Origin of the sequence: Nonomuraea solani (assembly GCF_900108335.1) — a bacterium.
GTDB lineage: Bacteria > Actinomycetota > Actinomycetes > Streptosporangiales > Streptosporangiaceae > Nonomuraea > Nonomuraea solani.
The window spans coordinates 355111-370838 of record NZ_FNVT01000012.1 but is presented as its reverse complement, the minus strand read 5'-3'; the positions used below and the strand labels follow the sequence as shown (position 1 = coordinate 370838).

The window sequence follows — 15728 nt, the reverse complement described above, 5'->3', positions numbered from 1 at the left end:
GACCCGGCGGGCAGGGACACCTCACCCTGCACCTGCCCGCCGGATGGCACCGGCAGCCCGCCTGGCTGAACGCCTTCACCGCCACCCACGACCCACCCGCACACCCGGCCTGACCCGCCGAACCCCAGGTCACCGCCGCCCTCGACGGTCCCGCACCGACACCCGCGCTGCCGCGCCCACCCTCGCTTCCGACCCCTGAAGGACACCGGACAGGCCGCGACCCCGCACGCGGCGGCTTCACCATGCCCAAAAGCGCGCCCTCACCTGCACATCCGGCCCTCGTCGAGGAATTGGACCGAAAAATGATCAGGCCAAGTCACACCGTGGATTCAGGCTGAGTGTTCGGCGAGACCCACTACGCAAAGCAGGAGTTGGTTACCCGCTGGGCCCTGCCGCGCTGCGGGGCCAGCCTTTTCTCCCGCCAGCCAGGACTTTTATCGCTAATGACGGGATGGGCGAGCGAGCCGACCTCGCGACGGCCACATCCTGAAGTTCCATCCAAGGCCCGGCTCGCCGACGCCTGCTTCCGGTTAAGGCCATCCGCCGATCTGGCCGACCCAGCTCAGAGCGTCAAGGCGGCGCTGCGACACCTCGCTGCTCGCTACCGCGCCCTCAGCGCCGAGATCGACACCATCTACAACCAGTTGAAGGCGTTGATCGAACAGGCCAGGCCCGAGCTGCTCACCGCCCAAGGCGTAGGTGTTGAGACCGCCGCGCAACTACTGGCCACCTGCGGCGACAACCCTGATCGACTGCGCTCCGAGGGATCGTTCGCCGCCCTATGCGGGGTATCGCCGGTCCCGGCTTCCAGCGGCAAAACACGACGCCACCGGCTCAACCATGGCGGTGACCGGCAGAACCAACCGGGCCCTGTACGTCATCGTGCTGTCTCGCATGTCCTGCGATCCATCCACCCGCACCTACGTTGAGCGCAGAACCACCGACGGGCTGTCCAAGAGAGAGATCCGCTGTCTGAAGCAATATGTCGCCCGCCAGCTCTACAAGATCATCATCCGCCCGTCGGCGCCAGCGGCCGCATCGTCCGCCCCATCTTGACAAGCCATAGAAGCATCATGCCGCGGTCGCGCCACGCTGGCCGACGGCATCATCGGCGTGGTCCGCGACGCCTCCGGGGAGGTGGTGGCGACGGTCACGGAGGCGGACCTCGCACGACTCGACGGCGTCCCCGACCTTCGGCCCGTCCTGGCCTCGCTGCCCCCGGCGATCCTGGCGGACGCTGACGTGACGTTCGCCGAGTTCGGTGCGTCCCCAGCGGTGACGCTGCTCAACGTCGGGGCGCGCCCTGGTGCTACTCGAAGGTGCGGAGGTGATGGCGGTCCTGCCGGTCGGCGTGGTCAGCGCGTACTTCGCCTCAGAAAGGAGACGACCGGGCTGTTCGAGCACCGGTTCCTGCTCAACGCTCTCTGCTGCCCGCGCTCGTGCTCATCGTGCTCTTCGGCGCCGTCGTGGTCGGCTCGACGGTCGGGCCGCAGGCCGGGCTTGCCGCGTGGAACCGGCAGGATCCACTGCTGAAGGCCCTCTGCTCGGTCGCCTTCGCGGCGGTCGTGGTCCTACTCGCCACGTGGCTGTCCGGCCTGACCGCGCCGCTGCTGCGCTGGTACGAAGGCGATTGGAACCGCCGCTCGTGGCGCTGGCTCGCCGGGGCGGGCCGCGGCTGGCACACAGGCGTGTTCTCCCGGCTGCGCCCCAAGGACCTCGGCCACTACCAGTGCCTCTACACCAGCTACCCCCAGGATGCTGAGGAGGTCATGCCGACCAGGCTCGGCAACATCCTCAAGAACGCCGCCCTCTACCCGGAAGAGCTGTACGGGATCGACGCCGCGCTGGTCTGGCCGCGCCTGAACACCCCTGATCCCGGCCGACCACCGCGCCACGCTCGCCGCCGCCCGTGCCGACCTGGAGTTCTTCCTCACCGTCTCCAGCCTGGCCGCCTTCTTCTCACGGCATCGGGCCTCTTCCTGCTGGCCGCCGGAGCACCGGCGGGGCTCTTCCTGCTCTACCACGCCGGAGGGGCGGCCGTGGCGCTGCTCAGCTACGTGTGTGCCCTAGGCCCGGCCCGCCTGTATGGCGAGCACGTCAAGGTCACCTTCGACGTCTACCGGGGCGACCTGCTCAAGCACCTGGGGCACGAGGACGAGGAGTGGGTCATGTGGGAGGCGCTGGCCAAGCAGCGGTACCGGGGCGTGCCGGTCGCCATGACCGTCCGGGCCGCCGAGCTGCCGGCCGCGACCGCCCGGCCGCGCCGGGAGGCGCCGCGGCGCAGGGTGCGCCTGCCCCTGAGCGCCTGGTTCCTGCTCCTCACCGCGCTGATCAGCGCGGCAGGTGCGCTGCTGCTGGCGTGAGTCAGCGCCGTGGGACGTCATCACCTCTCAGCTCCACGCTGGCTGGTCAGATCTCGGAGGCCTCAAGCGTCAATGCGCCTCCGTGATGATCAGGGCCCACGTTACTCAAGGTGAGAAGCTGTTCGTTCCTCGTCCCATCGAGGTCGCCCAGCCTTATGACGTTCAGAAGGCCTGGCAACGTCGCCGCCACAGCATCCTGTATCACCTCCACACGGCCGCGCCCTCCGATCGAAGCGGGCTCTTCGAAGTTAGTCGTGGTTGAGCGGTGAGGGGTGGCCGATGGTGGCGGGTGTGGTGTGGTCGGCGTCTTGAGGGGGCTCGCGGCTCTCGTTGATCATTCCTGCTGTCGAGACAGAGGATCACGACAGAAGAGCCGCGAGCGTGATCAATGTTACGACCCGGCTGCTGGGCCTGGAGGCGTGGCGGCCACCAAGGTCATTGACGGGAGATGAGAGTACAGGTCAGGGTCCTGTCATCTGGTTGGAGACGGCCGATGAACGAGTACGTGCCTGCCCAGCGTGCGGGACATACGCCAACCGGATCAAGGAGTGGGTGACGACCCGACCGCGTGACCTGCCGGTGGCAGATCGCATCTGCCCGATGCTGTGGCGCAAGCGCCGCTGGCGCGATGATCAGGAACAGCGCCCGCGCCGGTCGTTCATCGAGCAGGTGGAGCAGATCCCCGCTCGTTCCCGGCTCACACTTCGATTACGGCGGGTCAGCGGCGCGGCGGTGGCCGATGGCGGCCGGACCATCGTGCAGTCCGCTCCCGATCACGGCGTGTCCTGGCCGGTGGCCTCGGCCGCGTTCACCGCGCACACCGCCCGCGTCCTGCCGGACGAGCCCGAGCCGGTGGCGGTGCCGGGGATCGATGAGACCCGCCACGGACGACCACGATGAATCTTCGACGAGACCGCCCAGGCGTGGAAGGCCTTGGTGGACCGCTAACGACACCGCATGGTCAGCGCGAGGGCTGGTCAGTCAGCTGGGTCGATGACCTCGGCGATCTTGCGGGCCATCCCAGAGGGGCGGGATCGCCATCGTTGTCGGTCACCAGCACCGGCGTGCACAGGCAGCGCACGCTCAAGATCGGCCAACGCCGCGATAGCCACCGGACGCGATCCAACTGGGAGGCCGAATTGGGCTTGTGCAGCGAGGTGACGCTAGGGATGCACGCACGTATTTGGCGCGATCAACGGCGGTATTCGTCGCATGCCCGGGTGGTCGTAGCGGGTTGCCGGAGGCCAGAATGGCCCGTAACTAGGGTTTGACCTGGGGAAACGCACTCAAGATCATCCCCCATATGTCCCCTGATCATGGTCTTACGGCTGCATGTGGGCACCGTCGGCTGCCTATCAAGGTCCACAAAGTAAAAGACCTGCGGCTGTGAAACCGCAGGTCGGGCGCCGAAATGCCTGTTCAGGTGAGTGCCCCCGGCAGGATTCGAACCTGCGGCACCCGCTTTAGGAGAGCGGTGCTCTATCCCCTGAGCTACGGAGGCGGACTCTCGTAAGCCTAGCGAAAGTCTGGCACTGCGTGGGACGTGGGGCCGAGGTGAGTTTGGCGAGGTTGGTTATGGGTGCTCTGAGCTGCGGTTAAAGGCATGACAAGTGATCAGATTCCACTTCAACGTGCGTGGATACCGTCTGCCTGTGACCAGGAGGCGATGTACGCAGGCCCGCCGCCGCCCCGTAGTGCTGTTCGGGGCGTTGCTGGCGCCGGCGATTCTTGCCGGGGGGTTGTTGGCGGGGGAGATACGGGGGTTTGAGGAGGGGGCGGGGGTTGCCAGGGCGGTGGGTGGTGGGGGTAAGGGGCTGGTGCTTGAGCCGGTGCTGGTGCCTGCGCCTGCTCATCCTGATCGGGAGTACGAGGGGGTCGTGCTGGCGCCTGTGCGGGCCGTGCCGGAGTCGGAGCCAGAGCTGGAGCCGGAACAGGCTGATCGGGGGGAGGTGCCGGTGGTCGTGGTTGAGGAGCCGGTGACGCCTGCTCCTGTGCGGACCCGGGCCGGGTGTGCGGGGGAATGGGTGGATACGTGGTTGTGGGAGTTGTGCCGGGAGCGGGAGGAGGAGGCGGCGGCGGACGAGGCCGAGGAGGGGTTGGCGTCGGGGATATGAACCTTTTGGTGGCGGGTGGGCGTACTGGTTCTTGAGGGCGTTCGCAGCAGGTCGAGGGCGTGGTGGGTTCGCGGTCTGCGGCTTCTGTGGGCGAACTGGTGTGGCTGGTCGTACAAAGAGGGTTATTTGTCTCATAACAGCTCTTCGGAGTTCGGTCCGGGCACTCGGGGGGCTGTAGTAACGTGCGTGCCTGACCCGGGTAACGAGTTTGCAAACGGAGGAGTCGAACGTGCCAGCCCCTCGATCAGCGGGTCTGATCGCGGTTGTCATGGCTCTGGCTTCTCTCGTCGTGCCCTCCGGGCAGGTGGCGGCCCAGGCCAAGACCCAGGTCCAGGTCCAGGTTCAGGGCCAGGTCGAGACGCAGCGAGTTGAGCGGCGGGATCCGTCCAACCTGACTGAGCTGCGGAAAGAGGCCGAGCGGTCGGCCAAGGAGCTTGAGGAGGCCACCAAGGCGCTCGAGAAGCGCCGGGCGGTCATCGCGGGGTCCGAGAAGGAGCTCAAGGGCAAGCTGAGCGCGCTGCAGCAGATGGAGCAGCGGCTGGCGGTGATGCGGCAGCCGGTGTCGCAGATGGTCGAGTTGCTGTACGAGCAGCCGATCGCGGCTGATTCGGTCATACCGTTTCTGTCTGGGAACGCGGACGAGAAGACTCTGCGGGCCCTGACCGACGTCACTCAGATCGTTTCCGTTCGGCAGCAGGCCGTTGAGCAGACCAGCGCGCTGTACAAGGAGACCGAGCGGCTGGCCGGCGAGGCGCAGGAGCTGCGGGCCGGCAACCTGCTGGCCGAGGCGCAGCTGGCGGCCGAGGTGGACACGTTGCGGCAGCGGTCCGACAAGATCGTGAAGTCGTTGACCGCGGCCCTGGTGAAGCTGGGGATCAAGATCGACAAGGTGGGCCGGGCGGCGCTGGGGTGCAATCCGCTCCGGGCGGCGACGGCCGGGGACTATCCCAACGGGCTGATCCCCAAGGCCATGCTCTGCCCGTTGCAGCAGAAGGGGAACAGCCTCAGGGCCGACGCCACCATCGCCTTCGTGAGCCTGAACGAGGCGTACCGGCAGCGCTTCGGGAAGGCCATTTGTGTGACCGACGCCTACCGGAACCTCGCTGAGCAGCAGTCCGTTTACTACCGGCGGCCTGGGTTCGCGGCTGTGCCGGGGCGGAGCAACCACGGGCTCGGGCTGGCTGTGGACCTGTGTGGTGGGGTGGAAAGGTCCGGGTCTGCGGAGTTCGTGTGGATGGAGAAGAACTCCAAGCGGTACGGGTGGTTCCACCCCTCCTGGGCCTACAGCAGCCCGTTCGAGCCGTGGCATTGGGAGTATGACCCCAAGATTGATTCGTTGCTCTGACGACGGTCGATCTACGCGGTCTGGGCGGGAGTGACCTGGGCGCTGCAGAAGGCGCAGCGTGAGGCGGGCTTGGGGATCTCTGACAGGCATTCGGGGCATTCGCGGGTCTTCGACTCGACCTTGGCGGCCGTGCGCTCCTTGATGTGGGCGTAGGGCCTCACGACCAGGAAATAGATGACCGCGGCCACCATCAGGAACGAGATGACGGCGTTGAGGAAAGTGCCGTACATGAAGGTGGACTCGCCGATCGTGAACCTGAGCGAGGCGAAGTCGGGCAGGCTGCCGAACGCCGAGATGAGCGGGGTGAGGAGGTTGCCCACGAACGCCTGCACGAGCGCGGTGAAGGCGGCCCCGATGACCACCGCCACGGCCAGGTCGATGACGTTGCCCTGCGTGAGGAATTTCTTGAAACCGTTCATGGTGATGGATCGTAGCTGAACGATTACTGTTGGTTAGGTTTGATCGTGATCGACAGGGGACTTCCCCGACTCTGGGCGGCTGCCAGGTCTGCCGCTTGGGTGGGTGTGGTGGCCAGGACCAGCAAGGCGCTGTCGGTTTTGGTGGCGGGGGTGGCTATGACGGTTATGTCTGAGGCGAGGTAGTGGGCCGTGCTGCTCCCTTCCTGGGCGGCCAGGAGGTTGATTCTGGAGCCGGGGGAGACCAGGGCCGCCGCTGCGGCGTCGGCTATGCGGACCGGGGTGGCGACCAGGCCCGGCGGGAGGGGAAATGAGGTCAGGAGGCGTACGTCGGTCAGGGGCTCTCCCTTGCGCATGGGAGTCGCCAGGGTTTGGCCGGTGGGGGTGGTGCGTAGTGCCCCGGTTGGTGGGTGACTGAGGGATATGGGGCGGAAGTCGGCTGGGCGGATCGGGCCGGGGGCGAGGTCGCGGGTGGCCACCAGGACGGGGGCGACCGTGGCGGGGCGGGTGGCCCAGTAGGCGGATATGACGGACAGGGCGGCCAGCGCCGCCGCCACGAGGCGGCGGCGACGGCCGTGGCGGCCCAGCCAGGACTGGATCACGGTAGCTCGTAGGAGGACTCGATGCCGTCCAGCGCCGTGCCGCAGGGGCAGGTGCGCTCTTCGGGCAGGGCCTGTACGGCCTCCGACACCAAGGTGCGCATGCGGGTGACGTTCTGGGCGAAGAACTTGAGCACCTCGTCATGGGTCACCCCCTGGCCGGCCTCCACCCCGGCGTCGTGGTCGGTCACCAGCGACAGGGACGTATAACAGAGGGCCAGCTCACGGGCCAGAATCGCTTCGGGGAAACCCGTCATGCCCACGATCGACCAGCCGTTGCCCGCGAACCACTGGGACTCGGCCCGGGTGGAGAAGCGGGGGCCCTCGATGACGACGAGCGTGCCGCCGTCCACGGTCTCCCAGCCGCCAGTACGGGCCTTCTCGACCGCCACGGCCCGGCCGGACGGGCAGTAGGGATCGGCGAACGAGACATGGACCGCCCCGTCCTCGTCGTAGTACGTCTGTGCGCGGCCAGAAGTGCGATCCACGAGCTGATCGGGGACGACCAGGGCGCCGGGACCGTACTCGGCTCTGAGCGAACCTACGGCGCTCGGCGCGAGCACCTGGCGGACGCCGAGTTTGCGCAGTGCCCAGAGGTTGGCACGATAGGGAATGCGGTGCGGCGGGAAACGGTGGCCGCGGCCGTGTCTAGGGATGAACGCCACGGATCTCGAGCCGATGTGCCCGACCGTGACGATGTCGCTCGGCGGCCCGTAGGGCGTGGTGAGCTCGATCTCCTCCGCGTCGTCGAGCAGGGAGTAGAAGCCGGAACCGCCGATGACGCCGATGTCTGCGCGAGTGACCATGGCGGAGAGAGTAGCCGGGGTGGCGAGGGGCCGGAGTGGCTAGAACGCGATTCTGTGGATAACTCGATCGCTGTGCGTACGCACACCAGTACGAAGAGTAGGATCGCCGCATGCGGCATCGTGGCCTCGGACTCATCATCATCGCGCTCATGCTCGGCATGCTGCTGGCGGCGCTCGATCAGACGATCGTGTCCACGGCCCTGCCGACGATCGTCGGCGACCTCGGCGGGCTGGAGCAGTTGTCGTGGGTCGTGACGGGCTACATGCTCGCCTCGACCGTCTCGACGCCGCTCTGGGGCAAGCTGGGCGACCAATTCGGGCGCAAGAGGCTCTTCGTCTCCGCCATCGTGATCTTCCTGGCCGGCTCGGCGCTCTGCGGGCTGAGCCGGAACATGGGAGAGCTCATCGCCTTCCGCGCCGTCCAGGGGCTGGGCGGCGGTGGGTTGATGGTGCTGGCGCAGGCGATCGTGGGGGACGTCGTCTCGGCTCGGGAGAGGGGGAAGTATCAGGGGTTCTTCGGCGCCGTCTTCGCCGTCTCCAGCATTGTGGGGCCGTTGCTGGGCGGGCTGTTCGTCGATCACCTGTCCTGGCATTGGGTCTTCTACATCAATCTGCCGCTGGGAGCGGTCGCGCTCTTCGTGATCGTGGCCGTGCTGCCGGGAGACGGCACGCGTACCAGGCATCGGATCGACTACGCGGGCGTCGTGCTGCTGGGCGGGGCGACCTCGTGCCTGGTGCTGGTCACGACCTGGGGCGGGACGATGTACGGGTGGGGCGATCCCGTCATCGTGGGGCTGGTGGGCGCGGCGGTGGCGCTGCTGGTCGCCTGGGTGGTGGTCGAACGGCGGGCGGCCGAGCCGGTGCTGCCGCTGGGGCTGTTCCGGGGCAGGGCGTTCACGATGGCGTCGGCCGTTGGGTTCGTGGTGGGGTTCGGGATGTTCGGGGCGCTCACGTACCTGCCGCTCTATCTGCAGGTCGTGCACGGGGTCAGTCCGACGGCGTCGGGGATCTACCTGCTGCCGATGATGGCCGGGATGCTGACCATGTCGATCGTGAGCGGGCAGATCATCTCCAAAACGGGGAAATATCGGTTCTTGCCCATCGCCGGGACGGCCGTGGCGTCGGCGGGAATGCTGCTGCTGTCGACGATGACCGAGCTGAGCAGTCTGTTCACACTGGGCGTATACCTGCTGGTGCTGGGCGTGGGGCTGGGGATGACCATGCAGGTGCTGGTGATCGTGGTGCAGAACGCGGTCGACTTCAAGGATCTCGGGGTGGCCACGTCGGGGGCGACGTTCTTCCGGTCGATCGGGGGGTCGTTCGGGGTGGCGGCGCTGGGGTCGGTGTTCACGGCGACGTTGAACGACGACCTTCGCGAGGTGGCGCGCGGGGCTCGGTTGCCGCCCGGGTTCGACGCTTCCAGGGTGCAGGAGGATCCGACGGTCATCCAGCGGTTGCCGCGGGAGCTGGCCGCTGACTTCCTGCATGTGTACGCGGATGCGATCGCGGCCGTTTTCCGGGTGGCGGCTCCGGTGATGTTCGGGGCGTTCGTCCTCAGCTGGTTCATACCGCAGGCGCGGCTCAGGGAGACGACGAAGGCCGCTGATCTGGGGGAGGGGCTGGGGGCCACGTCCGCTGAGCGGTCGTCGCTGGCCGAAGTCGAGAGGGGGCTCATGCGGCTCGCGGACGCGGATCTGCGCCGGGGGTATTACGACCGGCTGGGGGCTCTGGCGGGGTTGGACGGGATTTCGCCGCAAGGGGTGTGGATCATCGCCAGGCTGGGTGGGGAGGGGTGGGTCAGGGCTGAGGAGCTGGCCGAGCGGGCCAACGTGAGCAGGGAGTACGGGCGGCCGTACGCCGATCGGCTGGTGGTGGCGGGGCTGGTCGAGCGGTCCGCGGACGGCGACGCGCTGCGGCTCACGCCGGAAGGGGAGCAGGCCGCGCTAGGGCTGCTGCGGTGCGCACGGGAGGGGCTGAGCGCGCTGGTGGCGGATTGGGGGCCGAATCCGGAGCTCGAACGGCTCGTCGATCGGATCGCGCCCGAACTGCTGGGGGCCCATGCCGATCGGCCTCGTTAGAGGCGCAGTGCTTCGATGGCGATGGCACAGGGCTTCGATGGCACAGCGCTTCAGCGGCACAGCTCCTCGATCGTACGGTCGAAGTCGGGGAACTCCTGCCGGGCTTCGGTGATCAGGGCTTGGGCGGGGCGTCGGACAGCCGGAGATGTTCTGGGGTGGCGGCGGCGTTCGGTCCGAGGGCGGACCGGGGGCATCGGTCAGCCCGAGGGTGGATCGGAGGCGACGTTCAGCCCGAAGAAAACCCGAGAAGGCGTGATACCGCTGGAGATGCCCCGGGATGGCGGGCGTACAGCCGGAAATGCCCCCGGAGCGGCGGCGGACAGCCGAGGGCGTCCGGGTGGTGGCGCGTACAGCCGGGGATGTCTCAGGTAGCGGCGTGCAGCCCGATCAAGCCCGGGGAGCCGAAGGCGTACCCAGGGTGGTGAGCAGGCCGCCGGGGCGGCCTGGAGCCCGTGAGGTCAGTTGGCGGCCGCGGCGGGGGCGGGGGTGGTCGTGGACGAGCTCGACGAGCTCGACGAACCTGAGTCGCCCGACTTGGTCTCGGCGGGCTTCGGCGACGAGCCGGTGGACGTGGTCGAGGTCGACGAAGAAGACCGGTTGTCGGTCTTGTAGAAGCCGGAGCCCTTGAACACGATGCCGACGGCGGAGAACACCTTCCGCAGCTTGCCCTCGCAAGCGGGGCACACCGTCAACGCATCGTCGGTGAACTTCTGAACGGCCTCAAGCTGCTCACCGCAGTCGTTGCAGGCGTACTGGTAGGTCGGCACGCGCTCCTCCTTCTAGCTCTGGCACTCGAGCGATGCGACTGCTAATGGTAACCGATTGGGTCAAACACCTATTCCAACCCCCGCTCTCCGTACCAGCCGGCCAGCTTCCCGCTGCGGCTCACGGCCCGCATGCGGCGTTCGACCTGGTCGCGGCAGGCGGCGGTGGCGACCACCAGGAGCTGGTCGTTCGCCCGGAGCCGGGTGGTGGCGGAGGGGACGAAGGATTTGCCGTCGCGCACGATGAGCGTCACCTGAGCGCCGGCGGGCAGACGGAGCTCGAAGATCTCCACGCCGTGCAGACGCGAGCCGGGAGGCACCTTGAGCTGCAGCAGGTCGGCCTTGAGCTCCTCCAGCGGCGCGGACTCCACCTCGAGATCGTGGGCCTCCCCAGGCGCGGCCACCCCGAGTTTACGCGCTACGAACGGCAGCGTCGGCCCTTGGAGCAGGGTGAACACGATGACGATCACGAAGACCTGGTTGAAGATGTCCTTGGAGCCGTCGACTTCGGCCGCCCAGGGGATGGTCGCGAGCACGATCGGGATCGCGCCGCGCAGCCCGGCCCACGACAAGAACGCCTGCTCGCGCCAGCTCACCCGGCCCAGCCGCAGCGCCCACGCCACCAGCGAACTCACCATCACCGACAGCGGGCGCGCCACGAGCGCCAGGACGGTGCCGGCGATCAGGCCGGGCACGATCGCCGACGGCATCTCCTCGGGGCTGGCCAGCATGCCGAGCATGACGAACAGCCCGATCTGCGCCAGCCAAGCCGCGCCCTCGGCGAATCCCCTGGTGGCCGCCCGGTGCGGCAGGCGCGAATTGCCCAGGATCAACGCCGTCAGGTAGACGGCCAGGAAGCCGGATCCGTGCAGCAGGACCGCGCCGCCGTACGAGACGAAGGTGAGCGCGAGCACGGCGAGGGGGTAGAGGCCGGAGGCGGGAAGGGCGACGCGGCGCAGCGCGTACGCACCGGCGGGGCCGACGGCGAGACCGACCGCGGCGCCGATGATCAGCTCGACCGAAGTCTCGACCAGGAACGTTCCCAAGGTGGCCGACGAGCTCGACGCCCCGCTGAGCAGCACGACGGCGATCACCGTGGGCGCGTCGTTGAACCCGGACTCCGCCTCCAGCACGCCCGCCAGCCGTGGGGGCAGCGGCAGCCTGCGCAGCACGGAGAAGACGGCCGCGGCGTCCGTGGAGGCCAGGACCGCGCCCAGAATCAGGGCCGTCGCCGGATCCATGCCGAGAAGTCCCTGTACGACGAGCGCCACCACGACGATGCTGACCGCCACCCCCAACGTCGCCAGCACCAGGGCCAAGGGGACGGAACGGCGTACATGGGACCAGGTCGTGGTGAGACCGCCCTCGGCCAGGATCACCGCCAGCGCGGTCAGGCCGATCTGCTGAGCCAGCTCAGGACTGTCAAAAGGGATGCCGAACCCGGACTCCCCCAAGAGCAGACCGAAGCCCAGGAACACCAGAAGACTGGGCAGGCCGGTGCGATGCGCGATGCGTACGGACGCGATGGCCGCGATCACGATTCCGGCACCAAGAAGGAGCCAGATATCAAGCGTCATCTGGCTCCCCTCTCGTACCTGCGTTCACATAAGCCTAGTGAGTCCCGATGGCGTCATGGCATAGCGGACCCGGCGATCATGGGGCTCGGATGGGACATCGTCCATCAGTTCGCCGTCGTGGAGCAGGGCCACGGTCGGTACGTTCGGACCCACTCTGGCCAGGGCTCGATCGTATGAGCCGCCACCGCGCCCGAGACGCACCCCCGTGCGGGCGTCCACCGCCAGCGCCGGCACGATCACGAGCGCGGCGGTACGGACGGCGTCGACGCCGCGCCGGGCGTCGACCGGTTCCATGATCCCGTAGCGGCCCGGGGCGAGCGTGTCCGGCCCGTCGTAAACCGCCCAATCCAGGTCATTGTCCTCCTGAAGGATCGGGAGGATAACTGTGGCTCCATGTTTCCAGAGAGCGAACACCAGCCCGTGCGTCTCCGGCTCCGACCCCGCCGACCAGTAGCAGGCCACCAGACCGGCCATCTGGACCCACGGTTGTTCAAGCAGAGTTTCGCGGACCTTGATGGAGTTTGCCCGAAGTTGTTCGGGGGAGAGGTCGCTACGCGCCGCGTTCACCTCGCGACGGAGGTTCAGCTTGTCCACAGGTCCCTCCACTAGGGTCTACTCATGGCTGACTTCGACCCTGTGACGAAAGCCGTCGTGCCCGCCGCGGGTCTGGGCACCCGGTTCCTTCCGGCGACCAAGGCGACACCCAAGGAGATGTTGCCCATCGTCGACAAGCCCGCGATCCAGTATGTCGTCGAGGAGGCCGCTTCCGCTGGGCTCCTCGATGTGCTCATGGTCACCGGCAAGAACAAACGGTCTATTGAGGATCATTTCGACCGGGCGTTCGAGCTGGAGGAGGCCCTTGAGGCCAAGGGCGACGAGCAACGGTTGTCCCAGGTCCGCGAGCCGGCCTCGCTGGCGACGCTCCACTACGTACGCCAGGGCGAGCCGAAGGGGCTCGGCCACGCTGTGCTCTGCGCGAAACAGCATGTCGGCGATCATCCGTTCGCCTGCCTGCTCGGCGACGACCTCATCGACTACCGCGACCACCTGCTGAAGCGCATGATCGAGGTGCGCAACACCTATGGCGGCAGTGTGATCGCGCTGATGGAGGTGCCGAGGGAGCAGGTCTCGCTGTACGGCGTGGCCACCATCGAGGCCACCTCCGAAGAAGACGTCGTCCGCGTGACCGACCTCGTCGAGAAGCCGCCGGCCGACGAGGCGCCGTCCAACTGGGCGATCATCGGGCGATATGTGATCGATCCGGCGGTGTTCGAGGTGCTGGAGAACACGCCGCCCGGGCGGGGCAACGAGATCCAGCTCACCGACGCGCTGCGCACGCTGGCCACGCTCGGTCCCGAGGACGGCGGGCCGGTGCACGGCGTGCTGTTCCGTGGGCGGCGTTACGACACGGGCGACAAGCTCGACTACTTGCGGACGGTGGTGAAGTTCGCGGCGGATCGCAAGGATCTGGCGCCAGAGTTCGTGCCGTGGCTGCGGGAGTTCCTTGATGAAATCAGTTGACGCGCATCTGGCCGAGATCCTGGCCACTGTACGTCCGCTGGCCCCCCTCGAACTCGAGCTGGAACAGACACTCGGGACGACCCTGGCCGAGGCGGTGTCGTCGCCGGTGCCGCTGCCGCCGTTCGACAACTCGGCCATGGACGGCTACGCGGTGCGGGCCGAGGACATCACCGACGTTCCGGTCACTCTGCCGGTGATCGACGACGTGGCGGCCGGGTCCGAGGAGTTGCGGGCCGTGGGGGCCGGGCACGCCGTGCGGATCATGACCGGGGCGCCCATGCCCGCCGGGGCCGACACCGTGGTGCCGGTGGAGTGGACCGACGGCGGGACGATCACCGTCCGGATCGATCGCCGCGCCGAGGTGGGCAACGCGATCCGCCGGGCCGGCGAGGACGTACAGGCCGGTGACGTCGTGCTCGAACCGGGCACCGCGATCGGCGCGGCCCAGCTGGGGATCATCGCCGGGGTGGGGCGGCGGCGCGTCCTGGCGCGGCCGCGGCCGCGCGTCGTCGTCATCTCCACCGGCTCGGAGCTGGTCGAGCCCGGCGGCACGCTGGCGCGCGGCCAGATCTGGGATTCCAACAGCTACACGCTGACGGCCGCCGTACGGGAGGCGGGAGCCGAGGGGTTCCGCGCCGGCTCCGTCGGCGACGATCCGAAGGTGCTGCTCGATCGGCTGGACACGCATCTCGTACGGGCCGACGCGATCATCACCAGCGGCGGGGTGTCGATGGGGGCGTACGAGCCGGTCAAGGAGGCCCTGTCGCCGCTGGGCACGGTCCGGTTCGAGAAGGTGGCGATGCAGCCGGGGATGCCGCAGGGGTTCGGCGTGCTGGGCGAGGACCAGGTGCCGATCTTCACGCTGCCCGGCAATCCCGTGTCGTCTTTCGTGTCGTTCATGCTGTTCGTACGTCCGGCGCTCGACAGGATGCGCGGGCTGCCCGGCGGCATGCCGGAGACGGTCACCGCGTATGTCACCGGGCCATTGCGCTCACCGTCGGGACGACGGTCGTTCCTGCGCGGACGGCTGGCGGCCGACGGAACGGTGGCGCCGCTGCACGGGCAGGGCTCTCACCAGCTCGCCGCCCTGGCCTCGGCGAACGCGCTGATCGTGGTGCCCGAAGACGTGACCGAGGTGGCCGGCGGTACCGCCGTGGAGGTGATCAGGCTGTGAGTGAGCTGACCCATATCGACGAGACCGGCGCGGCGCGCATGGTGGACGTCTCGGCCAAGGACGTCTCGGCCCGCACCGCCACCGCGACCGGCCGGGTGCTGCTGTCGGCCGAGGTGGTGGAGCTGCTGCGGTCGGGCGAGGTGCCCAAGGGCGACGCGCTGGGGGTGGCGCGGATCGCCGGGATCATGGGGGCGAAACGTACGCCCGATCTGATCCCGCTCTGCCATCCGATCGCGTTGCACGGGGTGAAGGTCACGCTGGACGTCGAAGACTGGGGCGTGGCGATCACGTGCCGGGTGAAGACGGCCGACCGTACGGGCGTGGAGATGGAGGCCCTGACGGCGGTCTCGGTGGCGGCGCTGGCCCTGATCGACATGGTCAAGGCGGTGGATCCGGGCGCGGTGATCACCGATGTGCGCGTTGAGGAGAAGCTGGGCGGGAAGACCGGCCGGTGGACGCGGGACGACGCATGACGCGGGCGCTGGTGATCACGGTGTCGAACCGGGCTTCCGCTGGGATTTATGAGGATAAATCCGGGCCGCTGCTGGCCGAGCTGCTGCGGCTTGAGGCCGATTGCGAGGTCGAGGGACCTGTGGTCGTGCCCGATGGCGAGCCGGTCGAGCAGGCGCTCCGTGAGGGGGTGGCGGGCGGCTTCGACGTCATCGTGACGACCGGGGGCACCGGGCTGACGCCGATGGATTTGACGCCGGAGATGACGGCTCGGGTGATTTCACGGGAAATTCCCGGCATTGCCGAAGCCATCCGGCTGGCGAATCGGGAAAAGGTGCCCACTTCCGTACTGTCCAGGGGATTGGCGGGCCAGGCGGGCAATTCCTTGATCATTAATTTGCCCGGATCATCGGGCGGCGTACGGGACGGTGTGGCCGTACTGGCGCCCATTCTGCGGCACGCCGTAGATCAGATTCGGGGAGGCGATCACCCGCGCTGACCAACGAATCGGTGATCCGTGG

General features: G+C 68.1%; 17 protein-coding genes and 1 tRNA gene. 10 read left to right on the top strand and 8 right to left on the bottom strand.

Translation table 11 applies throughout. The features are described from left to right. Nucleotides 1–338 precede the first annotated feature (338 nt). Nucleotides 339–929 carry a transposase gene (locus C4V41_RS36790; RefSeq protein WP_103960579.1) on the top strand — a complete coding sequence of 197 codons (591 nt, stop codon included), beginning with the start codon at nt 339–341 and terminating at the stop codon, nt 927–929. A gap of 142 nt (nt 930–1071) precedes the next feature. Here C4V41_RS36790 and C4V41_RS36785 read toward each other — a convergent pair whose 3' ends face one another. Continuing rightward, nucleotides 1072–1404 (bottom strand): hypothetical protein, encoded by a 333-nt coding sequence (locus C4V41_RS36785; RefSeq protein ID WP_103960578.1) that lies wholly within the window; start codon nt 1402–1404, stop codon nt 1072–1074. Nucleotides 1405–1439: 35 nt separating this feature from the next. Here C4V41_RS36785 and C4V41_RS36780 point away from each other — a divergent pair, with 35 nt between their 5' ends. Beyond that, nucleotides 1440–2363 carry a hypothetical protein gene (locus C4V41_RS36780; RefSeq protein WP_103960577.1) on the top strand — a complete coding sequence of 308 codons (924 nt, stop codon included), beginning with the start codon at nt 1440–1442 and terminating at the stop codon, nt 2361–2363. 381 nt (nt 2364–2744) lie between these two features. Beyond that, nucleotides 2745–3263 carry a transposase family protein gene (locus C4V41_RS36775; RefSeq protein WP_268808729.1) on the top strand — a complete coding sequence of 173 codons (519 nt, stop codon included), beginning with the start codon at nt 2745–2747 and terminating at the stop codon, nt 3261–3263. A 528-nt stretch (nt 3264–3791) separates the two neighbouring features. Here the strand turns inward: C4V41_RS36775 and C4V41_RS36770 are convergent. Then, nucleotides 3792–3864: transfer RNA gene (locus C4V41_RS36770), tRNA-Arg, on the bottom strand. Between the two features lie 109 nt (nt 3865–3973). On the opposite strand from C4V41_RS36770, the gene C4V41_RS36765 reads away from it, so the two are divergent. After that, nucleotides 3974–4477, top strand: coding sequence for a hypothetical protein (locus C4V41_RS36765; RefSeq protein ID WP_146103927.1), 504 nt, complete (start codon nt 3974–3976; stop codon nt 4475–4477). A 304-nt stretch (nt 4478–4781) separates the two neighbouring features. After that, nucleotides 4782–5822 carry a M15 family metallopeptidase gene (locus C4V41_RS36760; RefSeq protein ID WP_235030600.1) on the top strand — a complete coding sequence of 347 codons (1041 nt, stop codon included), beginning with the start codon at nt 4782–4784 and terminating at the stop codon, nt 5820–5822. A gap of 11 nt (nt 5823–5833) precedes the next feature. Here C4V41_RS36760 and mscL read toward each other — a convergent pair whose 3' ends face one another. Genes mscL through C4V41_RS36745 form a run of 3 tightly spaced genes read right to left on the bottom strand, consistent with a single transcriptional unit; the run spans nt 5834 to nt 7643 of the window. Next, a complete protein-coding gene (mscL, locus tag C4V41_RS36755; RefSeq protein WP_103960573.1) occupies nt 5834–6241 on the bottom strand; it encodes a large conductance mechanosensitive channel protein MscL in 408 nt (135 codons plus the stop codon). 23 nt (nt 6242–6264) lie between these two features. Continuing rightward, nucleotides 6265–6840: a CpaB family protein gene (locus C4V41_RS36750; protein WP_103960572.1), complete on the bottom strand. Its 576-nt coding sequence runs from the start codon at nt 6838–6840 to the stop codon at nt 6265–6267. Beyond that, nucleotides 6837–7643, bottom strand: coding sequence for an S-methyl-5'-thioadenosine phosphorylase (locus C4V41_RS36745; protein WP_103960571.1), 807 nt, complete (start codon nt 7641–7643; stop codon nt 6837–6839). Before C4V41_RS36745 ends, C4V41_RS36750 begins: the two co-directional genes overlap by 4 nt. A gap of 110 nt (nt 7644–7753) precedes the next feature. On the opposite strand from C4V41_RS36745, the gene C4V41_RS36740 reads away from it, so the two are divergent. Further along, the gene (locus tag C4V41_RS36740) at nt 7754–9721 is read left to right on the top strand and encodes an MFS transporter (RefSeq protein WP_103960570.1); all 1968 of its coding nucleotides are present in this window, start codon (nt 7754–7756) and stop codon (nt 9719–9721) included. Between the two features lie 458 nt (nt 9722–10179). Here C4V41_RS36740 and C4V41_RS36735 read toward each other — a convergent pair whose 3' ends face one another. The 3 genes from C4V41_RS36735 to C4V41_RS36725 form a co-directional block, all read right to left on the bottom strand. Then, nucleotides 10180–10488, bottom strand: coding sequence for an FmdB family zinc ribbon protein (locus C4V41_RS36735; RefSeq protein ID WP_103960569.1), 309 nt, complete (start codon nt 10486–10488; stop codon nt 10180–10182). A 68-nt stretch (nt 10489–10556) separates the two neighbouring features. Continuing rightward, on the bottom strand, nt 10557–12062 hold the full coding sequence (locus C4V41_RS36730; RefSeq protein WP_103960568.1) for a potassium/proton antiporter: 1506 nt from the start codon (nt 12060–12062) through the stop codon (nt 10557–10559). A 24-nt stretch (nt 12063–12086) separates the two neighbouring features. Continuing rightward, nucleotides 12087–12656, bottom strand: coding sequence for a 5-formyltetrahydrofolate cyclo-ligase (locus C4V41_RS36725; RefSeq protein ID WP_235030599.1), 570 nt, complete (start codon nt 12654–12656; stop codon nt 12087–12089). Between the two features lie 24 nt (nt 12657–12680). Here C4V41_RS36725 and galU point away from each other — a divergent pair, with 24 nt between their 5' ends. The 4 genes from galU to C4V41_RS36705 are packed head-to-tail and all read left to right on the top strand — an operon-like array spanning nt 12681 to nt 15706. Further along, complete coding sequence (gene galU / locus C4V41_RS36720; protein WP_103960566.1) at nt 12681–13583, top strand: UTP--glucose-1-phosphate uridylyltransferase GalU; 903 nt, start codon at nt 12681–12683, stop codon at nt 13581–13583. Further along, nucleotides 13570–14757, top strand: a complete 1188-nt coding sequence (glp, locus tag C4V41_RS36715; RefSeq protein ID WP_103960565.1) for a molybdotransferase-like divisome protein Glp — start codon at nt 13570–13572, stop codon at nt 14755–14757. The genes galU and glp overlap by 14 nt, the downstream gene beginning before the upstream one ends. Further along, nucleotides 14754–15230: a cyclic pyranopterin monophosphate synthase MoaC gene (gene moaC, locus C4V41_RS36710; RefSeq protein WP_103960564.1), complete on the top strand. Its 477-nt coding sequence runs from the start codon at nt 14754–14756 to the stop codon at nt 15228–15230. The genes glp and moaC overlap by 4 nt, the downstream gene beginning before the upstream one ends. Further along, nucleotides 15227–15706: a MogA/MoaB family molybdenum cofactor biosynthesis protein gene (locus C4V41_RS36705; protein ID WP_103960563.1), complete on the top strand. Its 480-nt coding sequence runs from the start codon at nt 15227–15229 to the stop codon at nt 15704–15706. The genes moaC and C4V41_RS36705 overlap by 4 nt, the downstream gene beginning before the upstream one ends. Nucleotides 15707–15728: the final 22 nt, after the last annotated feature.